The sequence below is a fragment of the Aquimarina sp. AD1 genome (genome assembly GCF_003443695.1).
GTDB classification, from domain to species: domain Bacteria; phylum Bacteroidota; class Bacteroidia; order Flavobacteriales; family Flavobacteriaceae; genus Aquimarina; species Aquimarina latercula.
This window is the reverse complement of sequence record NZ_CP031966.1, coordinates 2,560,162-2,582,416: the sequence shown is the minus strand read 5'-3', so window position 1 is coordinate 2,582,416 and position 22,255 is coordinate 2,560,162. Positions and strand designations below refer to the sequence as shown.

The window sequence follows — 22,255 nt, the reverse complement described above, 5'->3', positions numbered from 1 at the left end:
CAGTTTGTGATTTTTAAAGGAATTATTGCCAATAAGAAGTAGGGTTTTTATTTTTTTACTTGTTTATTTAAAATAAACTTATACTCAACTAATGAAAAAATATATTACTCTTTTAATCACACTCGTTTTTTTCTCTTATGGATACTCACAGTTTAATTCTGATGCGCCATGGATGAAAAACCTTAATACTAAGAAAAATTCTTCTGAATTAAATGAACCTTTAAAGTTTCAGGAAATTGTTGAAGCATTTAATCAATATTGGAAAGATAAAGATCACACCAAAAAAGGTTCTGGTTATAAACCATTTAAGCGATGGGAGAATTATTGGAAGCATCTTGTTAAAAACGATGGGACTTTACCTACTCCAGAAGAAATGTTAGAAGTTTTTTATCAAAAACAAGAATTAAAAAACAGTAGAGTAGATGTTAGTAATTGGCAATCATTAGGTCCTTATATTCATACAAATACTGGATCTTGGTCATCTGGTCAAGGACGTGTAAATGTTATTGCAGTCGACCCGAATACACCAACAACTTATTATATTGGAGCTCCAGCAGGAGGTATATGGAGATCTACTGATTCTGGAGCTACTTGGACTCCTCTTTCAGATAATTTATTGCAGATAGGGGTTTCAGCAATAGCAATTGATCCTCGTGATTCTAATGTTATCTATATTGGAACTGGTGATGATGATGCTGGGGATACATATAGTTTAGGTGTTCTTAAGTCAATCGATGGAGGACAAACCTGGAATTCAACTGGACTTTCTTTTTCTGATACTAGATCGTCAATTAACGAAGTATATATTGATCCAGTTGATAACGATAAGATATTTGTTTCTTCTAACAAAGGGTTTTATAAATCTACTGATAAAGGTGTTTCTTTTACTCGAACGCTTAATCAAGATTTGGATGATACTAAACTAAAACCTGGAAATTCTAATATTATTTACGCAGCGACAAGAAACCAGGTGTATAAGTCTAGCAATAATGGTGATTCTTTTGCTTTAGCTTCGAGTGGCCTGCCTTCTTCTGGAGGAAGAATAGTATTAGCAGTTACCTCTGATGCTTCTGATAATTTATATGTGTTGAGCGCAGATACTAATTTTGCTTTCCAAGGGGTGTATAGGTCTCAAGATTCTGCTAATAATTTTACTAGACTTGATGATGGGACAGAAGATTTATTTGGAGGATCAACGCAAGCGTGGTATGACCTGGCTTTTGAAGTTTCGGACAATAATAAAAATGATATATATATAGGCGTGTTAGATGTCTATAAGTCTACTGATGAGGGAGCTAGCTTTTCTCAATGGAATAGTTGGAGTGCTCCTGGAACGGCTACTTATACACATGCTGATATACATATGATCAGAGATATTAACGGTATTATGTTTTTTGGTACTGATGGCGGAATTTATAGATCCACTAATGGTACTTCTACAGAAGATCTAACAGAAGGTTTGGCTATTGGTCAATTTTATCGTATTGCGGTTTCTCCACAAACATCAAGTAATATGGTTGGTGGTTTGCAGGATAATGGGGGATATGCTTATAGTGATAACAATTGGAAGAATTATTATGGAGCAGACGGTATGGATACCGCTATTGATCCGAATAACCCCAATAAGTATTATGGGTTTATTCAGAATGGAGGAGGTTTATATTTTTCTAATGACGCAGGAGCAACATTGGGAGGTTCTATTGGAGCTCCTGCTTCCGAGAACGGAAACTGGATCACTCCGCTGAAAATGAGTAAAGAAGGAGAATTGTATGCAGGGTATGGAAGCTTGTATCGATTAGAGGGAGGTAGTTTTAATAAAATTTCTCAATCATTTTCGTCTTCTTTGGATGGAATAGAGATTGATCCATTAGATAATGATATCATTTATACTTTTGTTGGAGGAGAACTTTATAAAAGTGAAGATCGCGGTGTTAATTTTACTAACATAGAAACATTTACTGGTAGTTTTATTACAAGTGTCGCTGTAAATAGCACAAATAATGATATTGTATATTTAACAACTTCAAATAGCGTATTTAAGTCGGTAAATGGTGGAGTTGATTTTGAGAATATATCTTTTAATCTTCCTAGTGATGCTAAATTGATAGTAAAGCATCAAGCTTTTCATCCTAATAATCCAATTTATTTAGGAACAAGTTTAGGAGTTTATAGGCTTGACGATACTGCTAATACTTGGGAGGCATTTCTTAATAATCTTCCCAATGTTGCTGTAAGAGACTTAGAAATTAATGAGAATGATGGAAATATTACTGCTGCGACATATGGAAGAGGAGTATGGCGTTCTAATATTCCAGTTGTTTCTGTAGCAAGTGACCTGCAATTAGAATCTGTTACTGTAGATAATAATAGTCAAATTGTATGTGATAGTGTTTCTCCAAAGATTATTGTAAAAAATAATGGTACGGATGTAGTAACTTCTTTTAATATTCAATTTGTAATAGATGAAGGAAACCCAATAAGTCAATCTTGGACAGGGAATTTAAATTCTGGAAGCACAACGGAAGTAGAGTTTTCAGAAACTGATATCACAGGCTTAGGTGAACATAAGCTTAGTTTTGAAGTTTTGTCATCAGGAGATGTATTTCAAGTAAATAATACCGGTTCGTTATCCATTAGTAAAAATGATAGTGATACAGTAGGTATTAACGAGTTCGAATCGAACAATGATGATTTATTAATTTTAGGGGCATTATGGGAACGAGGAATTCCGACAGGAACATTGCTTAATGACGCGGCATCAGGTCAAAATGTGTATGGTACAAATCTAGCAGGTAATTATGTAGATAGTTCAGTTAGTTATTTGATTTCCAATTGTTATGATTTAAGTTTGATTGAATCTCCGATACTAAAATTTAATATGGCATTTGATATTGAGCTAGATTGGGATTTTGTTAATGTAGAGTATTCTCTTAATGGAGGAGGAAGCTGGAGTATACTCGGTTCGGCAAGTGATGCTAATTGGTATAATAGTAATACTTTACCGAATAATGTAAATTGTAATAACTGTCCTGGAGCTCAATGGACGGGAACTGATAGTGTATTGAAGGAGTATAGTTATGATCTGATTAGTTTTACAAATGAAGAGAGTTTTATCTTTAGATTTAATTTTGTATCCGATCAAGCCGTAAACAGGGAAGGAGTAATAATTGATGATCTTAGTATTGAAGGTAACCTTCTTAGTATTGATGATTTTGAGAATGCTCCCGTGTTAAGTCTTTTTCCAAACCCTTCTAGTGATGTGTTTAATATCCAATGGAGAAATGCTAATAACGTATCATATACGGTTACAGATTTAGCTGGGAAATTAATTGTTTCTAGAAATACGGTTAGTTCTTCTGAAAATGTTGCACAAATTAATTTATCTAGTTTTGCTAAAGGAATGTATTTCCTAAATGTAAATTTAGATGGAGTAGAAGAAACTATGAAGCTTATTAAGAACTAAATATATTAATTATTTAGAAATAAAATTTCTAAAGGCGTTGTAATTTACGAAGGCTACCGGATTTTATTATTTGGTAGCCTTTTTCTTTTGAGCTATTTCTATAGGCTGTTTAATAAAGTCATTCTTTTTTAAAAAGAATGAAATACTGGCAGTCAGGCATATTATTAGTACCAAAAGCACGTATAAAAAGTCCGTATAAAAAGTCCGTATAAAAAGGTAGTTTCATTAGGGTCATTTAATTCGTGTAGTTGTTCTGCAATTAAGTTAAATGCTTTGCCTCAACTTATAGGTTGATAATGGATGCTGTCTGGATATAAAACCATTGGTTCTGTAATTCATCCACTCTTTCCGATTTCATAATCTGTCCATTGCGAAATTTCTTCTACAGAATACTTTGAAAAAAATTGGCATCAACCTTTTTATTGGTAGCTTCTTCGGCTAATGCTTTTGCGCCATTTTCACAATATTCGCCTACTTTAGAAGGTTTTTCTGGATCCGGCCAGGCACAACCTGGACAATCAAAACCTTCTTTTTGATTCATTTGAGCGAGTCCTGTGAAAGATTTCACTATTCCCATTTCTTTAAAAGCGTGCTTGAGCGCTACTGTAACTCCTTTGGTACCTGCAGCATATGTCGAAGGTTCCTTTAATATTAACTTAGAAAGTGCTGTTGATCCAGTTACGGAAATGTCTCTTTTAGAATGACTCATCTAGATTAAAGAAGAAATTAATAAAATTTAATATACAATTATTGATGTAATAAATACAATAGTTCTTGAAAATAAATATTACTAGGAAATGTGTTTACTGAAGTAAGCTTGTAGTTTAAAAAGATGAATTAGGCTATGTATGTAATAGTAATGTTCTGGGATGTAGTTTTTTGCTTTCTCAAGTTTTCTAAAGGTAAAAAAGCCTGCAAAAAAATGCAGACCTTTTATCGATGCTCCCCAGGCATCTAGAGTTCAAACTTTTCGATGTACGAATTGTTTGAAATTGAAAAATCGAATTTTATCAATTACTGTCTTGAAAAAAATGAAGTCAATTTTATTTTCTTGTTAAAGTACGAAGTGCGCAACCGTGGTCTTGAGTATGACCGCATTCGCCTGCGTAGTATGTATAGATCATGTTTCCGCCGATGATTTGTTTAAACTCAAGCTTAGAAATGACTTCTTTGTTTAGTTTTAGTTTTTGCAGTTTACTGTTTTTTTTCATCTTTATTAATAGTTTAAAGGATTATTTAATTACCGATAAAACTATGCCTGAAGAGGGGTGAAATGGTGAAGCCTTATAAACTTTTACTTTTAAAATGATAAAACGGTATTTAGGAGAATAAAAAAAGCGGACAAAAAGTTAATTTTAACTTGTTTGTCCGCTTAAAGTGACCTCGGCAGGATTCAAACCTGCAACCTCTTGAGCCGTAATCAAGTGCACTATTCAGTTATGCTACGAGGCCTTTTTTGCGGGTGCAAATATATGAGTATTTAATAAAATATAAAACTATTTTGAAATTTCTTTTTTAAAATTTTCAATGATTTCACTAGCTTTTTTGGCATCATCGTTATAAATGAATAGCTCAGTTGAACCTTCAATAGCTCCAAAACCTGCTAACCTTCCAGATTCTTTGTGATCTTTTATAATAAAATGAATATTTATTTCATCTAATAAATAAGCTAGTCTGTTAATTATGATAGATGTTCCTGTATATATTTTTATATGCTTTTCCATATGTATTATGTTTATTTAGTTATTAGCGGAATGAAAATGTTTCATTCCGCTTTTTTTTAATGTTACTCTTTGGATGTTTTTTGTGACATCATCTTTTTGGCAAGATCAGCACCAATCAAAGATTGTAGTAGGTTGCCGTTGGTTCCCGATTTACTTCCATCTTGGATATAAATCTCTGGAAGCTGTAAATCTTTAAGCTGTTTCGCAACATTGACAGAGGTTTTAAATTCCCACTCCGCTCGTTCCTGTGGCGTAAGTCCTGCTGTTACTAGTTTTGCGTTTTCATAAGATTGTGCATCGGCCATGGTTTTCTGAGTTTTGGCCTTAAACTGTGCCACCTCATAATTTTTACGCTCCTCAATAAGGTTAAATTCTGCTACTTTGGCTTTTGTTTCGGCTTCAATAGTTTTCTGAATTTGCTCTTTTTCTAATCTAGCTCTTTCTGCGGCTTTTTCAGCTTCACCTCGTGCAGTTTCTTTTTGAGCACGATAAAATTCACGTTCTGCTTGTTGTTTTTCTAACTGAGTCTGCGCAACTTCTTCTTTTTGTAACTGAAGACGTTTGTCAAATTCTGGTTCCCAGTCTATTTCTGTAACAACAGCTTGTACAACCGTTAGACCGTATCCTTTTAACGAGTTTCCTTTTTCTCTAACAGGTTCTCCATTATGATATTTAATTCTAAAACGTTTTTGCTTTGATTCCTTGTTAACAATTGTTCGGACTGTAGTACTATCACCAATGGTTTCTCTGTTTTCATTAGCAATAAACTCCTCTAGAACATACATTCCATTTTCTAATTGATCTTTAAAATATCTATCAAAATCCGAAGCTTGTCCAGATATATAATCTTGAGCATCCATAAGCTTACAGGTGTTTTTAATAGATTGGTCGATATTAGGAATGATTCTGGATCTAATCAAGTTTCTTTCGGTTTTGTTACGATCAGCAACAGATAAAAATTGATTTTGATCTGCTGTATTGATACTGATAACTACCGAAGTTGCAATTCTGGCTTTTACTGCATCACTAAACGCCCAATATTTAGCTTTGTCAACATTAGCGTATTTACTTTGCTCTCCTAATTCATTTTTCTTGTTAGGGATTACATATTTAATAGGTAATTCGAATTGAATAGGGATTAATCGTCCCCACATTTTAGTATGTATTCCTTGATGTACAACCGCTTTTTGACTCCCCCAAGGATACTGAACTGCATAAGCGGTTCCTGGTTCTGCATAAAAGAACATTCCTGAAATTACGCTCATGACTAATCCTATTATAATCATCGAGATATTTCTTTTTCGAGTAAACTTATGCAGTGTTTTTGATTCTTTAAAAAAAGGTTTAATTATGAAAATGGTGAGTCCGATAAACACCATGGTAATTCCTAGATATGTTAGCATATTAATTTTGTTTTAAAATTTATTAATCACTTAGTTGATAATTAAAGAATGCTTAGAATTACATGATTTCTATGGTTTTTATAATAGTTATAATTGATTTCTTTTTTAAAATATAGATCAAAGAATGATTAGAAAAATTTTTAAATAAAAATCTATGAAATTAAATAGGTATTGTAAGTTTAAAGATGGTTATGGTTTTGGAGTGTAATTAGATTTTCTTTAATGTTGTTATAAATTTAAATTAAAAAATAATATTTGATTGGTAATTGTAATGATTGAAGATGCTTTTTTCGAGTACTTTTATTTCTGTAGTCGTTTTTCATTCTTTTTTGTACTCTTTTTTCTAATTTCATTATTTTGCGTTCATGAATTTAGAAGAATTAATTAGAGATGTTCCTGATTTTCCGAAGGCTGGTATTGTTTTTAAAGATATTACACCGCTTTTAGCGAACTCAGAAGCTTTAGTGTATTGTGCGGATCGATTAGCAGAACAATGTCCTACGGGTGTAAAAATTGATAAAGTTATTGGTATTGAAGCAAGAGGTTTTATGTTAGGCTGTATGATTGCAGAACGATTAGCCGCGGGTTTTATTCCGGTGCGTAAGAAAGGGAAGTTACCTTCTGAAGTAATTTCAAAAAGCTATGGGTTAGAATATGGAGAAGATATTTTAGAAATCCATAAGGATGCAATCAAACCGGGGGATAACATTTTGATACATGATGATGTTTTAGCAACAGGAGGAACAGCAAATGCTGTTTGTCAACTTGTAACAGAATTGGGTGGAAATATAGTACAATGTAATTTTATAATGGAATTAGGTTTTCTAAATGGGAAGGAAAAACTTAACTGTAATGTAGCTTCGTTGTTAAGTTATTAATAAAAAAGAAACAGCTTTCAGTATTATAACCTGAAAGCCGTTTCTTTAATAATTTGGAATCTTATTTTTTAGAAGTTGCGATAATAGCACCGTCTTTTGCTTTGTCACCATATAAACTTATTGCAGTAGTAGCTTTTAGGAAGTCTACCGCTTCTAGTTTATCTGCTTTAGCTAATTCGTCCAATGTTTTAAAATCAGATTCTTTTCCGTCAATGATTATTAGCTTTTCTATGTCTGGATCATCTATAAAACTAAACTTTTTTGATTTGCTAAAATGCGAAGGGAATTGTTGTCCATTAAAAATTAGGTTTCCGTTTTCATCTTCTTCAAATTCGAAAGAGTTCATGATTTGATCTTTTAAACTACCAATATCAAAATGTTTTCCATTAAAAAATATGGAGTCGCCTTCTTTGTCAAAATCAAAGTTAAATTTAAAGTTTTGGTTTTTTAAAATACTATCTAAATCAAAGTTTTGTTTGTTAAAACCAATCTGATTTCTCCAAGAAGAAATGTCAAACATGCCAGAGTTAGTGATGTAAAGATTTCCATTCTTATACCCAAGCTCAACATCAGATATTGGTTCGGATGATGAGGAAGAGTATTTGCTTTTAGCATTTCCTTTTTTTAGAATAATGTTTAAACTAGTGATTTCATTTTGACTATTAAACTCTATGTTTTCAATAATTAGCTCAATGCCATTTTCTAAAAAAAACATTTTAAGATCCTCTAACTCCTTTTCAGTGGTGTTTTTGTTTATTGTTGCTATAATTTCATTAAACTCAGATACTAACTGTTGAGGTGTGTTTGTAGTCGATCCTGAGGTGAATGCTGATAGGGAAAGTATACCTAGTATACCCATTCCAAAAATGATCCATTTTTTCATACTAAATATTATTTTGATTTTCGATTTTTAATTGAAATGAATTCAATATAAATACGAAAAAGGAAAATGGATGTTGCAGAATATAATTCTTTCTTATCAGAGTTTGTTGTTTGTATTTAAGCGGATACTAAAGAGCTCTTTTGGTTACATATAATCTCCAACCAAAAATTAGCATTTGTAGTTTAGAAGCTTTACTAAGATCCAGTTGTCGTTTTGTAAAACTAGGAAGTAATAGTTTGTTTAATTTTGCTAAAAATATAAAAAGCTGTTTTTTCATATATCTAAAATAAAAAAACTCACTTAAATTTAAGTGAGTTTTTAAGTAATTGTGATATTGATTTCGTTATTTCAATATAACTTCTACAACACCATTTTCTCCTTTAGAGCCAAATTTAGTGATTGCTTTTAAGGATTTATAGACATTTACAGATGCTATATTATCCGGATTTATGTTGGTGAGTTCACTGTATTTAGATTCTTTTCCATTAATAAAAATTAAGGGCTTCGGTTCGTTGTCATTAGATGATCCAATTTGGATATCCTCTTTATCTATTCTAATATCAAAACCAGTTTCTTTTTTCGCGCTCTTTTTTGTTGTAATATGAATGACACCATCTTCTCCTTTTTTTCCATATTTCATTACATTTTCTTTTCCTTTGGATACATCTATACTTTGTATCTCATCAGTCTTCAGCTTTTTCACTTCTTTTTTACTAGCTTCTTTTCCATCGATAATGTATAAAGGGTCTTTATCAGAATCATTATCAAAATCAAAAAGTGTTTTGCTACCGTTGGAGTGAAAAGATAAATGACTTTGATTGTCATCAGTTTTTATGAAAATTGTGTTTTTTCCATCTTTTTTTCGTGATACTTTTCTTTTTTTCTTTTTATCACCTTCTACAATAAAAATACTTTCTTCGTCATCATCAGAATTAATTTCTATAATATGTGTATCACTATGTTTACTTCCCTTATTCTTGCTGATCCAAATGTTATTGCTGGATTGTCCGATGTTTATTTTGTCTTCTTTACTATTATAGGATAAAACTAATGGTGTAATTGGAGAATCATTTGATAATGAAAAATTAGCATTACTGTTTTTAGATGATACATCAACACTTATACTAGTGATGTCATTATTACTGTCGCGTTCGACATCACTAAAAGTCACTTTTACGTTATATTCATTTTTTAAAATCCGCTTTATTTTTTCAAGATCTTTTTTGGTGGATTTCTTATTGATTACAAACTCAATCGTATTTTTCTTACTTTTTGCAAGGACTTCTTTTTTTACACCAGTTTTGTTTTCTTCAATATTTTCTTGTTTAGGGAACTTGGTTGATAGGATTACTTTTTCTTTGTTAGGTGTATTATTGGTTGGGTACTCTTTTTTAGAATCCTCTTTCTTTTTTACAGGGAATTTCTCCTTTTTAATAATATTATCAGTTTCATTAGGTGCTATATCTTCTATAGTAGTTGTGGCTTGATCAGAAGTTTTGTTTTGGATATATTGTATTTCTGTTTTAGTGTTAAAACTCCATAAAAATAAACTTAGCAATGGTAAGATAATGGTTGCTTTCCATAAATTTTGATTTTTTGATTCCTTTTTGTTTAGCATAACGATTCGTTTTTTGATTAATGATTGATAAAAATTATTGGTGATAGATGAATAATTATTAGATGATACTTTGACCAGTGTTAATTGATACTCTTTTTTTGAAGGAATATCTCGTACGGCCTCTTGATCAGCGATAAATTCTAAATTTTGCTGTAAACTTTTTTTGTATATCCAAGAAAAAGGGTTGATCCACTGAAATATCACAAAAACATTGGCGATCAGTATATCTAGTGTATGATATTGTTTGGCATGAATTTTTTCATGTTTTATGATCATTTCTAGTTCTTTAGATTCGTGTAATGTGGGATTGAATATGATGTATTTAAAGAAAGAAAATGGAGCGATATCTTCTTCGGTTTTTAAGAAAGAAAACCCATTATTTCGTTTATTAGGACTTTTTTTAAATATCCTTTGTAAGGATACAAGTTGAAAAATAAATCGTATTAATAAAATGGAGGTAATAGTGATATATGTGCTAAAGATTATAACCCACCAGTCTATCGACGTTGTCTGATTTTCGGAAATAGAAGCAGTTGAAGAATTAACTTCTATTATCTGAAAATTAGGTTGTTCTATAAATTCTATTGTTGTGAACTCTAAGAGTGGTAGTAATAGAGCGCTTACAATTCCTGTAAGTAAGAAGTGTCTATTAACTGTAAAGAAAGTGTCCTTTCTTAAAAGAAAAAAATAAACAAGGTAAAATAAGGATAATACAATACTGGACTTAACTAAATAGATTAAAAAAGCTTCCATAAGTTTATTTTTTTTGTTCGATTACATCTAAAATCTCTCTCAACTCTTCTGCGGTTATTTTCTCTTCTTTAGCAAAAAAAGAAACCATGTTTTTGTAAGAGTCATTAAAGTATTGACTCATCGCTTTACTAACAAAGTTGTTTCTGTACATTTCTTTTGTAATAACAGGGAAGTATTGGTGTGTTTTTCCATATGCTTTATGATCAATGTACCCTTTTTCTTCAAGGTTTCTTATGATAGTCGATACTGTATTATAATGAACAGTATTGTTTAATTCAGCTTGAACCTCTTTAGCAAAAGCTTTTTCTAATTTCCATAGCGCTTGCATGATCTCCTCTTCCTTATTAGTAAGTTTTTCCATTTTATCTTTTTATATGAGTTCAAATATATAACTACATAATTAGTTTCACAACTATTTTTATAGTTATTTAACTATTTTAATAGTTTTCATTTGTTTTTTAAGCAGAGTTACTACTAAAAAATGATTGTTATATTCATTACATATGGTATACTTATTTTATATTCGCAAACAAATTAACAGCATATGATTCAGAGTGTACTTTTTGTAATTATAGGATTTGTACTTCTTGTAGTTGGAGGAGAATATTTAGTACGTTCTTCGGTGGCATTGTCTTTTAGATTAAAGCTTTCAAAAATGGTGATAGGTCTTACAGTAGTTTCTTTTGCTACTTCTGCGCCAGAGTTATTAGTTAGCTTACAGGCCGCTTTGGGAGGTTCTGCTGATCTTTCTTTGAGTAATGTGATTGGATCAAACGTTGCTAACATTGGGTTGGTTTTAGGTATTACTGCATTAATTGGTCCATTGGCTATAGATAAAGATTTTTATAAGTTTAATTGGCCAGTGATGATGCTTTTGTCTTTAGTACTTTATTTTTTCTTAGATAATGATGGTGTTCTTACCAGAGTTGAAGGAGGGGTATTATTAGGATCACTTTTTGTGTATATGTTTTTGTTGATAGGAAGAGCAAGAAAGCACGCTGATAAAACGGTAGAAGATGTTGATGATTCGTTAGAAAAGATATCTAATTTTAAAATGATTCTCTGGTTGCTCATTGGTGGTGTAGCTTTGTATTTTGGTTCAGAGTTGTTAGTAGAAGGAGCCAAGGATATAGCAACTAGAATGGGAGTTAGTGAAGCTGTGATTGGTCTTACGATGGTTGCAATTGGGACTAGTGTTCCCGAATTGGCAGCTTCAGTAATTGCTGCATTGAAACAAGAAAAAGCAATTTCTCTAGGAAATCTTATAGGTTCTAATATTTTTAATATCGCATCTGTTTTAGGTGTTACTTCTTTAATTCAACCTATCGCTGTAACAGATACTCGTTTAATGAATATAGATATATTTTGGATGTTAGGATTTGCAATGATTTTATTGCCTTTGGCATTTATTCCCAAAAAAATGGTTTTAGGTAGACCAAAAGGATTTTTGATCTTTTCTTGTTATTGCGTGTTTATTGCCTTGGTTTTTTTTAAGTAGATAGTTTTATGTAAGCTTAATGGTTTCTGTTAGTTTGTTTTAAATTGATTTATTTACTGTTAGTTTGATTTTTTCTTGCAATAGAAATTTATACACATACATAGTTATTGCGGGATGTAGCTTATTCTTTTTTTAGGTTTAATAAGATGTAATCTCTGTTTTTAATGTGTTATTAGTGCTATGGTAGTTTAAATTGGTATTTTATTTAGGATAAGAGAATAAAAAAGCCTTCAAAGTATTTTGAAGGCTTTTTTGCGTTTAACAAATTTAGTTAGTTACTTGCTTAAAATCATTAGGCGGTGATTGCTGAAACATCAGCGGTTTTAACAGTCTTAACGATTCTAGCAGCGATTTTATAAGGATCACCATTAGATGCAGGACGACGATCTTCTAACCATCCTTTCCATCCATTCTCTACAGTGATAATAGGAATTCTTATTGAAGCTCCTCTATCTGATACTCCGTAAGAAAATTCATTAATAGATTGAGTTTCGTGTTCTCCTGTTAATCTTTGGTCATTAAATTCACCGTAAACAGCAATGTGCTCTTTAGTTACTGGTCTAAATGCTTCACATATAGTTTCATAAACTTCTTTAGAACCACAAGTTCTTAATATTTCGTTAGAGAAGTTAGCGTGCATACCAGAACCATTCCAGTCACCTTTTACTGGTTTTGGGTGATATTCAATATAGTATCCATATTTTTCTGTAAGTCTATCTAGTAAGTATCTAGCTACCCATATTTCATCTCCAGCTTTCTTAGCTCCTTTAGAGAATAATTGGAATTCCCATTGTCCACTTGCAACTTCTTGGTTGATCCCTTCAAAGTTAAGACCAGCATCAATACATAAGTCAGCGTGTTCTTCTACAAAATCTCTACCATGAGTATTTCTACCTCCAACAGAACAGTAGTACATACCTTGTGGTCCAGGATATCCACCTACAGGGAAGCCTAAAGGTAACTGAGTATTTCTGTCCATAATAAAGTATTCCTGTTCGAAACCAAACCAGAAATCACCATCATCATCAATTGTAGCTCTTGCATTTGATTCGTGCGGAGTTCCATCAGCATTAAGAACCTCTGTCATTACTAGGTATCCATTTCTTCTTGTTGGATCTGGATAAATAGCAACTGGCTTTAATAAACAGTCAGAAGATCCACCTTCTGCTTGTTTCGTAGAACTACCATCAAAAGACCATACAGGACAATCTTCAAGCTTTCCACTAAAATCATCTTCAACTTTTGTTTTACTTCTTAGATTAGCAGTTGGCTTATAACCATCTAACCAAATGTATTCTAATTTAGCTTTACTCATAATTAACACTTTATAAATTGAACTCTTAAAGGTTTCAAAATTAGTTTTATTTTGTGATAACGGAAAAAAAATAGGGGGTCAATTGTGGTTTTTTTATTAATTTTTATCAACACCCTACTTTTTTGTAGGGTATTTTGGTTTTATTTTAATTTTTAAAGAGCATTTTTTTAATATTAACAATAAAAACTTCTTTTATATTTGTAAAAAAACTTATTCAATTATGTCAACACTTAGATTCCAAGCATTAAAAGAAGCATTAAATCGTAGTTCTGTGGTAATTACAGAAACAGAACGTAGATCTGTCTTGTTTGGGGAGAATGTATTTAATCAATCAACGATGCTCCAATATTTGACCAAGGACGCTTATAGCAGCGTTATGGATGCGATTGATCATGGAACTAAGATTGATAGAAGAATTGCCGATCAGATTGCATCTGCAATGAAAGATTGGTCATTGTCAAAAGGAGTAACTCATTATACACATTGGTTTCAACCTCTTACGGGAGCGACTGCAGAAAAACATGACGCGTTTTTCGAAACTATAGGTAATGGTTTAGGTATAGAAAAATTTGGTGGAGGTCAGTTGGTACAACAGGAGCCCGATGCTTCTTCTTTTCCTCATGGAGGTATTCGTAATACATTCGAGGCTAGGGGTTATACTGCTTGGGATCCTACATCTCCAGCATTTATTTATGGAACTACTTTATGTATACCAACTGTATTTGTTGCTTACACAGGAGAAGCTCTAGATTATAAAACGCCATTGTTAAGGGCTTTACATGCAGTTGATACTGCGGCTACAGCAATTGCGAAGTATTTTGATAAAAATGTAAAAAAAGTAAATGCTTCATTAGGATGGGAGCAAGAATATTTTTTAATAGATCGAGCTTTAGTAGAGTCTCGTCCGGATCTTGTAATGACTGGTAGAACTCTTTTAGGTCATTCTTCTGCCAAAGGGCAGCAGTTGGATGATCATTATTTTGGGAGTATTCCTAATAGGGCTTTGGCTTTTATGAGAGATTTGGAAATTGAATGTATGTTATTGGGTATTCCTGTAAAAACTAGACATAATGAAGTAGCTCCGAATCAATTTGAACTTGCTCCTATTTATGAGGAAACTAATCTAGCAGTTGATCATAATTCTTTATTAATGGATATTATGGAAAAAGTTGCTTCTAGGCATAATCTAAAGGTTCTGCTACACGAAAAACCTTTTGCAGGAGTAAATGGATCCGGTAAACATAATAATTGGTCATTAAGTACGAATACAGGTGTAAATTTATTAGGACCTGGTAAAACACCAATGAGTAATCTTCAGTTTTTAACATTTTTTATAAATACAATTAAGGCTATTAATGAGCACGAAGAGTTGATGAGAGCAGGAATAGCTTCGGCTAGTAATGATCATCGGTTAGGAGCTAATGAAGCCCCACCTGCTATTATGTCTGTTTTTATAGGAGAGCAACTTACTTCTGTCCTAAAAGAATTAGAAGGTGTTACTGACGGTAAGTTATCTCCAAAAGAAAAAACGGATTTAAAGCTTAATGTAGTTGGTAAAATTCCTGAAATCTTGCTAGATAATACGGATCGTAATAGAACATCTCCTTTTGCGTTTACTGGAAACAAGTTTGAATTCAGGGCGGTTGGGTCAAAAGCGAATTGTGCTAATCCGATGACAATATTAAATACTATAGTGGCAAAACAACTTGTGGAATTTAAGAAAGAAGTTGATGTGCTAATCGATAAGAAAAGTCTAAAAAAGGATGAGGCGATCTTTAATGTATTAAGAGAGTATATTAAGCAATCTAAAAGTATTCTTTTTGAAGGTAATGGATATGGAGAGGCTTGGGAGAAAGAAGCTAAAAAGCGAGGTCTTAGTAATAATAAAACAACTCCAGAAGCATTAAAAGCCAAGGTTTCTAAAAAAACAATAGACCTTTTCGAAGAAATGGGTGTAATGAATAAAATAGAAGCAGAGGCACGTTATGAAATCGAAATCGAAGAATATGTAATGCGTATTCAGATTGAAGGTCGGGTATTGGGTGATGTAGCAAGGAATCATATTATTCCTACAGCGATTAAGTATCAAAACATGCTAATTAGTAATGTTTCTGGATTAAAAAATCTCTATGATAAAGATTTTAAGAAATATGCAAAAGAACAGATGGAGATTATAGAAGAAATTTCTAAACATATTGGTGAGATAAATACTAAAGTCAATGAAATGACCGAAGAACGAAGAAAAGCTAACAAATTATCTAATATAGAAAAGAAGGCCTTAGATTATTGTAAGAAAGTAAAACCTCTCTTTGATCAGATTCGATATAGTTGTGACGAATTAGAGTTGTTGGTAGATGATGAGTTGTGGCCTTTAACTAAGTACAGAGAGCTTCTTTTTACTAGATAGGTAAGAATTTACTGACCATTTATTTTTTTTGTTTTATTCTTAACAAAAAATTAATATCTGTTAAACCCTTGACAAAATCATATAAAACTCTGGTTTTTATGGCTTTTCCGTAATGCATTTTGTCGAATTCTTACAGAATATGTAAAAATACCCTTAAGGTTTTCATAAATTTGCTTTGTTCGGCAATAGCGCATAAATATTATTTGCAGAACGACTCCCCCAGATTTTTTATAAGGAAAGAGCGTTAGGTATTGATAAATATCTATCACTCAATCGTACGCCCCAAAATGTTTATTGAGAATTGAATTATTAATCAAATTTAATATATTTTACGTATGAAAAAAGTAATTTTTAGTCTAGCAACTTTATTAAGCGCGTCAGTGATGGTTGCACAGTCAAATGCTAGTAGCGTTGATCAATCGGGTGATATGAATGCTGCTAACATTACGCAAGTAGGTTTAGCAAATACAAACACTACAACTCAATTAGGAGCAGGTAATAATGCAGAAGCTATTCAGGGTAGTGAAGCATTCGCTTCTAGAAACGGAATTGTTACTCAAATGCAAACAGGAGATAAGAATAGCGCATTCGCTCAGCATGAAGAGGACAGAAATGAAGTTTATCAAGTACAAATAGGAAACGGAAATACTGCTTCTGCTACTCAAAATTTATTAAATTTTGGTGGAGATAATCTTTCTGAGCAACTTCAAGAAGGTAATGGTAACAATGCTACGATCTCTCAAGAAGGAGCTGGTTTCTTCGGAAATGGATCATTAAATTATGCTGGTCAAGGTCAGTTTGGAGATGCTAACACAGCAACTACTTCTCAAGGAGGTGAAGAAAACTTTAGTTTAATTATTCAGGATGGTTCTTTTAATACAGCTTCTATGGCGCAAGTAGGAGATGTTAATACTGCTGACCAGAGACAAGTTGGTGAAGCTAACTTAGCAAGTGGAGAGCAGTGGGGAACAAATAATACGTTAATTCAATCACAAACTGGTGGAGGTAACGTAGCTACTTCATTACAAGGTAGTAGTTTCTTTGATTCTAGAGGTGGTGTCGTTGATCAATTACAGTCTGGAGACGAGAACGAGGCATTTGCTCAACACGAAGAAGATAATAATTTTATTATTCAAACTCAGTTAGGTGATGGAAACTCTGTTTCTGCAACTCAAAATTTAGCATTTTTCGGTGGAGATAATATTGCAAGTCAGTTCCAATCAGGTAATGGAAATGTTGCTTCAGCTTCTCAAGAAGGTGACTTCGGTATTTTCGGAGAAGGAAACTTAGTACTTCAAGGACAAATAGGAGATGAAAACATTGCAGAATCTTTACAAAATGGAGCTAGTAATATCAGTGATATTTTCCAATTAGGAGATTCTAACTTTGCACAAGATACTCAGTTTGGAACAGGTAACACTACTTTTGTAACTCAAACTGGAGAGTCTCATAGTAGTATCATTCTTCAAAGTGGAACAGGTAACGCTGCTGTTGTAACACAGAGCGGTTCTGGAGGAGAGCTTTAAGAAATATTTTTAATATATTTGAGAGAGTTACACTGACCTTTAGTTAGTGTAACTCTTTTACTACTTTTAAAACCCTTTTACTAATGAAAAAATACTTCACATTTTATATCATAGCGTTAGGCTTATTTCTCTGTGGAAATTCCTACGCTCAGAATAGCGAGAACCGAGATGAATCATTGGTAGGGAGTCAAGAACGATTCATAACACTGAATCAAATAGAAAGTAATACTAATGTGCAGCTTGCAAGAGAGAGTATGATAAATAATAGCGCAGTATTTATCCAGCAAGTAGGTGCTAATAACCAGGTGTTTTCTAATATAACAGCGGAGCGGTCCGATATTCGTTTAAGTCAGAATGGAGAGCAAAATTTAATTGATATAAATGAAACTTCTCGCGAAATTGAAAAGTTAATAACTCAGAACGGTAATAATAATTCAGTAATAGATTTTTCATTTAACCGAGATGTTTCAACAAATCTCGAAATTCTTCAAGAAGGAGATAATCTGTCATTCGAACGATTTGGTAGTAACGAGCTAACTAAAAATTTAAAGTTTAAAATGACGGGTAATGCTCGTACAATTATTGTTAGGAGTTTTTAAACGATATTTTATTACTTCTTATGAACTTTAAACTGGTCATACTGTTTTTTTTGGTATTTCAATTCTCGAATGGTCAGCATACCAATATAGAAGTAGTCGCTAAGATTAAAACAGAAAGAATAGATGATATTGTTTCTATTAGTGCAGAAGCGACAAATGCTACAGAGGTTTATAAAAGTTTAAAATATACATTTTCAGTTTTTAGAACAGACAGCAAAAATAATGTTACTAAAAACAATCAAGAAGAAAGATTTACATTAGAAGCTAATGAACAAAAGAGTCTTGCTGCTACATCTGTAGGTGTCGATGAGCAAGATAAAATTGTGATACTTTTGTTGATTTATGAAGAAGAAACAATAGTGGGTAAAGATCGAATTGCCTTTAATGAACAAACGAAAAAAAAAGAAAAAGAAGAAGAGTACGTAGAAGATGATGGTATCGAATTAAAAGGTATTGTTATTGAAGAAACAAAAACAAAACCTGGAAAGGATTTTTATGAGTTTTTTTATAATTCTTATACACTAAATAGAATAAATGGTTCTAAAATAGTTGGAGTTTATGAAAAACTTAGTTTTGGTAGAAGTACAATTATCCAGGTTAAAATAGAAGATAGAGTCATTCATGAATTCCTTGGGAAACCAGATGTAGAATATTTAGAGCAAATGTCTAAAATTTCAATACGTCGGGTTTACAAATATTTTAAAGATCTTAAAAAACAAAAAAGAGATATTTTTCAGTATTAATTACTTATTAAAACATATGAAGTCAATCATAGTAACTACTTTGCTTGTTTTCTCAGCTTTTCAATTTAGCTATGGACAAGACTTAGTATATCGGCCAAAAAACCCTGCTTTTGGAGGTGATACTTTTAATTATCAATGGCTGTTAAGTTCTGCAGAGGCCCAGAATACATTTACAGATGAAAATGATCCGAACGCTGATGATAGATCAGAGTTAGAAAGATTTACAGAAAGTCTAAATAACCAATTATTAAGTCAGATATCCAGAACTTTATTTAATGAACAATTCGGACAAGAGGGACTAACTGAAGGTACTTTTAGTTTTGGAACATTGTTTATTGAGATTTTTCCCTCTGGAGAAGGATTGGTGATAAACATTTTAGATACTAGCACCGGAGATCAATCTCAAGTAATAATTCCTAATTAATTTTTAATGCGTCATAAGTTTTATCAAGTAATTCTAGTAATTTCTTGTGTCATATTGTTGTCCGGATGTGGAACCTATTTTAATCAGCCTATTACAATAGAACAAGCAAGAATTGGGGAGGATACACAGTTTACTCAGACTTTAAGAGATTTTCCCAGGCCTACGGAACCTGTAGTGGTAGGAGTGTATAAATTTAGAGATCAAACAGGTCAGTATAAGCCTACTGAAGCAGGAAGTACATTTAGTACCGCTGTTACTCAAGGGGCAACTACCATTTTGGTAAAAGCCTTAGAAGATTCTAAGTGGTTCGTACCTATCGAAAGAGAAAATCTTAGTAATTTATTGAATGAGCGAAATATTATTCGTTCTACTAGAAAAGAATATAGAAAAAATAAAAATTCTAAAGAACCTCAATTACCACCATTATTGTATGCTGGAATTATTTTGGAAGGTGGTATTGTTTCCTATGACTCTAATATCATTACGGGAGGATTGGGAGCAAGATATTTTGGAATAGGTGGTTCTACTCAGTATAGACAAGATAGAATTACGGTATATTTAAGAGCTGTTTCTACATCAAGTGGTAAAATTTTAAAAACAGTTTATGTCTCTAAAACAATATTATCACAGGCATTAGATGCTAGTTTTTTTAGATATGTTAAGTTCAGTAGATTGTTAGAAGCCGAAACTGGTTTTACCAAAAATGAACCCGGACAGATAGCGGTTTCTGAAGCGATAGAAAAGGCAGTTGAAGCCTTGATAATAGAAGGTATAGAAGATAAGCTTTGGAGTTCCAAAGCAGAACCAGAAAAAGTAAATGCGTTAGTAGCAGATTATAATGAAGAGAAGAATGAAGCGCATAATACTGGGCTCTATGAACGATATTTTAAAGAAAGACGAGGAGAAAAATCATTATTCGCTAACGGAGGAATGGCTCTTATTAGTGGAGATTATAATAACGCGGATTTATCATATTCCATAGGAGTAGGAGGTAAGTGGTATTTTAATCCATACTTAAATGCTAATGCAAGTATTAGTAAGTTTGAATTGCGAAATGAAGGAGCATTCTCAGAGGGGTTTCATGCAATTGATGTAAATGCAGAGTTGACTCTATTGCCTTTTGAAAAACTTACACCTTATTTCTTTGGAGGAATGGGAACTGTAAATAGTGATGATTTTGATAGAACCTTTTTTAAATTTCAATATGGAGGAGGTATCGAATATTTAGTCTCTGATCATATAGGAGTGTCACTAGGTGCTACCCATAATCTTGTATTAGGTGATAAGTTAGATAATGTTACTCAAGGTAAAAGAGATGATCAATATTTTAATTTTTCTTTAGGTTTAAATTGGTATTTTAAAACTCCTTTGAAAATGGATAAAGAACTTCGTAAACAAAAACGAAGAGAAGATAAAGAGCTTAGAAAACTAAAAAAAAGAAATCGACAAGTAATTGAAAATGGTGAAGTTCCTAAAGGATAAAACCCTGATGAAAATGAAAAAATACATAATAAAAATAATAACAGTATTTATGGTTTTTGCTATCACTTCGTGTAGCGAAGATACAATAGATTTAGAAGGTTTGGGTGCTGTTAGAGGAAGAGTCGTGGCCGTGGGAACCAATGAGCCTCTAGAGAATGTGAAAATATCTACAAACCCTTCTTCAAGCACAGTTTTTACTGATGCTGATGGAGAATATATTATTGAGAATATTCCTTCTGGTGATTATTCTCTTGCCGCTCAGAGAGATGGATTATTAGCGCAATTTGAAGCGATATCAATTATTGCTGATCGAGAGTTGGAGATCGTTTTTGAGATGGATGTAGAGACGGCTGGTAATAGAGCACCTGATGCTGCAATCTTAGATTCGCCAGCAGATAATTCTGTAGATCAACCATTGGAGGTTACATTAGTTTGGACAGGTTCTGATCCTGATGATGATGCTCTTACTTATACGATTACTTTGCGTAATGATGAAAACTCTGAAGTAGAAGTTTTTGAAAATATTACGGATACAACCTATACGCTTACCAATCTTTCCTATAAGGTTAAATATTTTTGGCAAGTAAGTAGTAATGATGGGATAAATGATTCTGTAAACAGTAGTAGTTTTGCTTTTGAAACTATGAGTCCTCCAAATAATCGAATTGTGTATACGAGATCAATCGATGATAACGGAGTAATTTATTCTGCGGATGAACAAGGAAGTACAGAGATCCAACTGACATCAGAAACTAAGAATAGTTTTAGGCCTAGACGTCATGTGGGAACAGGTAAGATTGCTTTTCTACAATCTGTTGGTTCGCAGACGCATTTGTTTACAATGAATGAAGATGGTTCTCAAATGATGCAGGTTACTTCTCAAGTTTCTGTTGCTGGATTTAATTTAGGAGAAATCGATTTTTCTTGGACAGAAAATGGTGCTAAATTGTTGTTCCCTAATCAAGATAAATTATATAGTATTAATGCTGATGGAAGTGGTCTAGTTTTAGTTTATCAAACCTCTAACGGAGATCTTATTTCAGAAGTAGATACGAATGATAATAATAATGTAATTGTACTTAAGACTAATAATTTAGAAGGCTACGAGGTAACGATTTTTACGATCAATACATCAGGAACTGTTCTTGATACAATATTGTCAGGAGTTTCCGGAGCTGCAGGAAGTATAAATCTTTCTGTTGATGGGACTAAACTTTTATATAGTCGTGATATTTCTGGTTTTGAAAGCAGTGAATATAGACAATTAGATTCTCATATATTTATATATAATTTTGATGATAGTTCTAATTTAGATATCTCAATTGAAAAACCGGCTGGGACTAATGATTTGGATGGAAGGTTTTCTCCAAATGAAGCTTCCGTTATTTTTGTAAACACTTCTAATGATGGAATATCACAAAAAAACATACAAACAATGTCAATTTTAGAAATAGCTAATAGAGCTGATTTAATTACGAACGCTTCTATGGCAGATTGGGAATAATATCTTTCTAGAGATACATATTTTGTGTCCCAAAT

At 32.4% G+C, this 22,255-nt stretch carries 18 protein-coding genes and 1 tRNA gene; 10 read left to right on the top strand and 9 right to left on the bottom strand.

What is annotated here, in order from left to right; translation table 11 throughout:
* Window positions 1-91: 91 nt before the first annotated feature.
* Complete coding sequence (locus D1815_RS11425) at window positions 92-3,463, top strand: T9SS type A sorting domain-containing protein (protein ID WP_118387054.1); 3,372 nt, start codon at window positions 92-94, stop codon at window positions 3,461-3,463.
* Window positions 3,464-3,845: 382 nt separating this feature from the next.
* Here D1815_RS11425 and D1815_RS11420 read toward each other — a convergent pair whose 3' ends face one another.
* The 4 genes from D1815_RS11420 to D1815_RS11405 form a co-directional block, all read right to left on the bottom strand.
* Window positions 3,846-4,172, bottom strand: coding sequence for a hypothetical protein (locus D1815_RS11420; protein WP_118387052.1), 327 nt, complete (start codon window positions 4,170-4,172; stop codon window positions 3,846-3,848).
* 669 nt (window positions 4,173-4,841) lie between these two features.
* A tRNA-Arg gene (locus D1815_RS11415) sits at window positions 4,842-4,915 on the bottom strand.
* Between the two features lie 44 nt (window positions 4,916-4,959).
* Window positions 4,960-5,187 carry a putative signal transducing protein gene (locus D1815_RS11410; protein WP_118387050.1) on the bottom strand — a complete coding sequence of 76 codons (228 nt, stop codon included), beginning with the start codon at window positions 5,185-5,187 and terminating at the stop codon, window positions 4,960-4,962.
* A gap of 62 nt (window positions 5,188-5,249) precedes the next feature.
* Window positions 5,250-6,590 carry an SPFH domain-containing protein gene (locus D1815_RS11405; protein WP_027392438.1) on the bottom strand — a complete coding sequence of 447 codons (1,341 nt, stop codon included), beginning with the start codon at window positions 6,588-6,590 and terminating at the stop codon, window positions 5,250-5,252.
* 365 nt (window positions 6,591-6,955) lie between these two features.
* Between D1815_RS11405 and D1815_RS11400 the strand changes: the two genes are divergently transcribed.
* Window positions 6,956-7,468, top strand: coding sequence for an adenine phosphoribosyltransferase (locus tag D1815_RS11400; RefSeq protein ID WP_027392437.1), 513 nt, complete (start codon window positions 6,956-6,958; stop codon window positions 7,466-7,468).
* Between the two features lie 61 nt (window positions 7,469-7,529).
* Here D1815_RS11400 and D1815_RS11395 read toward each other — a convergent pair whose 3' ends face one another.
* The 4 genes from D1815_RS11395 to D1815_RS11380 form a co-directional block, all read right to left on the bottom strand.
* Window positions 7,530-8,351, bottom strand: a complete 822-nt coding sequence (locus D1815_RS11395; protein ID WP_027392436.1) for a hypothetical protein — start codon at window positions 8,349-8,351, stop codon at window positions 7,530-7,532.
* 127 nt (window positions 8,352-8,478) lie between these two features.
* Window positions 8,479-8,628: a hypothetical protein gene (locus D1815_RS23925; protein WP_027392435.1), complete on the bottom strand. Its 150-nt coding sequence runs from the start codon at window positions 8,626-8,628 to the stop codon at window positions 8,479-8,481.
* Window positions 8,629-8,694: 66 nt separating this feature from the next.
* Complete coding sequence (locus D1815_RS11385) at window positions 8,695-10,722, bottom strand: M56 family metallopeptidase (protein ID WP_118387047.1); 2,028 nt, start codon at window positions 10,720-10,722, stop codon at window positions 8,695-8,697.
* Between the two features lie 4 nt (window positions 10,723-10,726).
* The gene (locus D1815_RS11380) at window positions 10,727-11,083 is read right to left on the bottom strand and encodes a BlaI/MecI/CopY family transcriptional regulator (protein ID WP_027392433.1); all 357 of its coding nucleotides are present in this window, start codon (window positions 11,081-11,083) and stop codon (window positions 10,727-10,729) included.
* Between the two features lie 183 nt (window positions 11,084-11,266).
* Between D1815_RS11380 and D1815_RS11375 the strand changes: the two genes are divergently transcribed.
* Window positions 11,267-12,220, top strand: a complete 954-nt coding sequence (locus D1815_RS11375) for a calcium/sodium antiporter (protein ID WP_118387045.1) — start codon at window positions 11,267-11,269, stop codon at window positions 12,218-12,220.
* 292 nt (window positions 12,221-12,512) lie between these two features.
* Here D1815_RS11375 and D1815_RS11370 read toward each other — a convergent pair whose 3' ends face one another.
* Window positions 12,513-13,535 carry a glutamine synthetase beta-grasp domain-containing protein gene (locus D1815_RS11370; RefSeq protein WP_118387043.1) on the bottom strand — a complete coding sequence of 341 codons (1,023 nt, stop codon included), beginning with the start codon at window positions 13,533-13,535 and terminating at the stop codon, window positions 12,513-12,515.
* Window positions 13,536-13,755: 220 nt separating this feature from the next.
* On the opposite strand from D1815_RS11370, the gene D1815_RS11365 reads away from it, so the two are divergent.
* The 7 genes from D1815_RS11365 to D1815_RS11335 all read left to right on the top strand — a co-directional run bounded on the left by D1815_RS11365 (window position 13,756) and on the right by D1815_RS11335 (window position 22,220).
* Window positions 13,756-15,942 carry a glutamine synthetase III gene (locus D1815_RS11365; protein ID WP_027392430.1) on the top strand — a complete coding sequence of 729 codons (2,187 nt, stop codon included), beginning with the start codon at window positions 13,756-13,758 and terminating at the stop codon, window positions 15,940-15,942.
* A 335-nt stretch (window positions 15,943-16,277) separates the two neighbouring features.
* Window positions 16,278-17,468 (top strand): hypothetical protein, encoded by a 1,191-nt coding sequence (locus D1815_RS11360; RefSeq protein ID WP_035084888.1) that lies wholly within the window; start codon window positions 16,278-16,280, stop codon window positions 17,466-17,468.
* 83 nt (window positions 17,469-17,551) lie between these two features.
* On the top strand, window positions 17,552-18,067 hold the full coding sequence (locus D1815_RS11355; protein WP_118387041.1) for a hypothetical protein: 516 nt from the start codon (window positions 17,552-17,554) through the stop codon (window positions 18,065-18,067).
* A 50-nt stretch (window positions 18,068-18,117) separates the two neighbouring features.
* The gene (locus D1815_RS11350; protein ID WP_158594453.1) at window positions 18,118-18,810 is read left to right on the top strand and encodes a CsgE family curli-type amyloid fiber assembly protein; all 693 of its coding nucleotides are present in this window, start codon (window positions 18,118-18,120) and stop codon (window positions 18,808-18,810) included.
* Between the two features lie 16 nt (window positions 18,811-18,826).
* Window positions 18,827-19,234, top strand: coding sequence for a curli production assembly/transport component CsgF (locus D1815_RS11345; protein ID WP_027392426.1), 408 nt, complete (start codon window positions 18,827-18,829; stop codon window positions 19,232-19,234).
* A gap of 6 nt (window positions 19,235-19,240) precedes the next feature.
* Complete coding sequence (locus D1815_RS11340) at window positions 19,241-20,716, top strand: CsgG/HfaB family protein (protein ID WP_118387037.1); 1,476 nt, start codon at window positions 19,241-19,243, stop codon at window positions 20,714-20,716.
* A gap of 13 nt (window positions 20,717-20,729) precedes the next feature.
* The gene (locus D1815_RS11335; protein WP_233557608.1) at window positions 20,730-22,220 is read left to right on the top strand and encodes a carboxypeptidase regulatory-like domain-containing protein; all 1,491 of its coding nucleotides are present in this window, start codon (window positions 20,730-20,732) and stop codon (window positions 22,218-22,220) included.
* Window positions 22,221-22,255: the final 35 nt, after the last annotated feature.

Coding starts and splice junctions, on each gene's coding strand:
- D1815_RS23925 (WP_027392435.1), bottom strand. CDS start 8,628: ATGAAAAAACAGCTTTTTATATTTTTAGCAAAATTAAACAAACTATTA.
- D1815_RS11405 (WP_027392438.1), bottom strand. CDS start 6,590: ATGCTAACATATCTAGGAATTACCATGGTGTTTATCGGACTCACCATT.
- D1815_RS11385 (WP_118387047.1), bottom strand. CDS start 10,722: ATGGAAGCTTTTTTAATCTATTTAGTTAAGTCCAGTATTGTATTATCC.
- D1815_RS11425 (WP_118387054.1), top strand. CDS start 92: ATGAAAAAATATATTACTCTTTTAATCACACTCGTTTTTTTCTCTTAT.
- D1815_RS11355 (WP_118387041.1), top strand. CDS start 17,552: ATGAAAAAATACTTCACATTTTATATCATAGCGTTAGGCTTATTTCTC.
- D1815_RS11340 (WP_118387037.1), top strand. CDS start 19,241: ATGCGTCATAAGTTTTATCAAGTAATTCTAGTAATTTCTTGTGTCATA.
- D1815_RS11370 (WP_118387043.1), bottom strand. CDS start 13,535: ATGAGTAAAGCTAAATTAGAATACATTTGGTTAGATGGTTATAAGCCA.
- D1815_RS11380 (WP_027392433.1), bottom strand. CDS start 11,083: ATGGAAAAACTTACTAATAAGGAAGAGGAGATCATGCAAGCGCTATGG.
- D1815_RS11365 (WP_027392430.1), top strand. CDS start 13,756: ATGTCAACACTTAGATTCCAAGCATTAAAAGAAGCATTAAATCGTAGT.
- D1815_RS11395 (WP_027392436.1), bottom strand. CDS start 8,351: ATGAAAAAATGGATCATTTTTGGAATGGGTATACTAGGTATACTTTCC.
- D1815_RS11420 (WP_118387052.1), bottom strand. CDS start 4,172: ATGAGTCATTCTAAAAGAGACATTTCCGTAACTGGATCAACAGCACTT.
- D1815_RS11400 (WP_027392437.1), top strand. CDS start 6,956: ATGAATTTAGAAGAATTAATTAGAGATGTTCCTGATTTTCCGAAGGCT.
- D1815_RS11335 (WP_233557608.1), top strand. CDS start 20,730: ATGAAAAAATACATAATAAAAATAATAACAGTATTTATGGTTTTTGCT.
- D1815_RS11375 (WP_118387045.1), top strand. CDS start 11,267: ATGATTCAGAGTGTACTTTTTGTAATTATAGGATTTGTACTTCTTGTA.
- D1815_RS11410 (WP_118387050.1), bottom strand. CDS start 5,187: ATGGAAAAGCATATAAAAATATATACAGGAACATCTATCATAATTAAC.
- D1815_RS11360 (WP_035084888.1), top strand. CDS start 16,278: ATGAAAAAAGTAATTTTTAGTCTAGCAACTTTATTAAGCGCGTCAGTG.
- D1815_RS11345 (WP_027392426.1), top strand. CDS start 18,827: ATGAAGTCAATCATAGTAACTACTTTGCTTGTTTTCTCAGCTTTTCAA.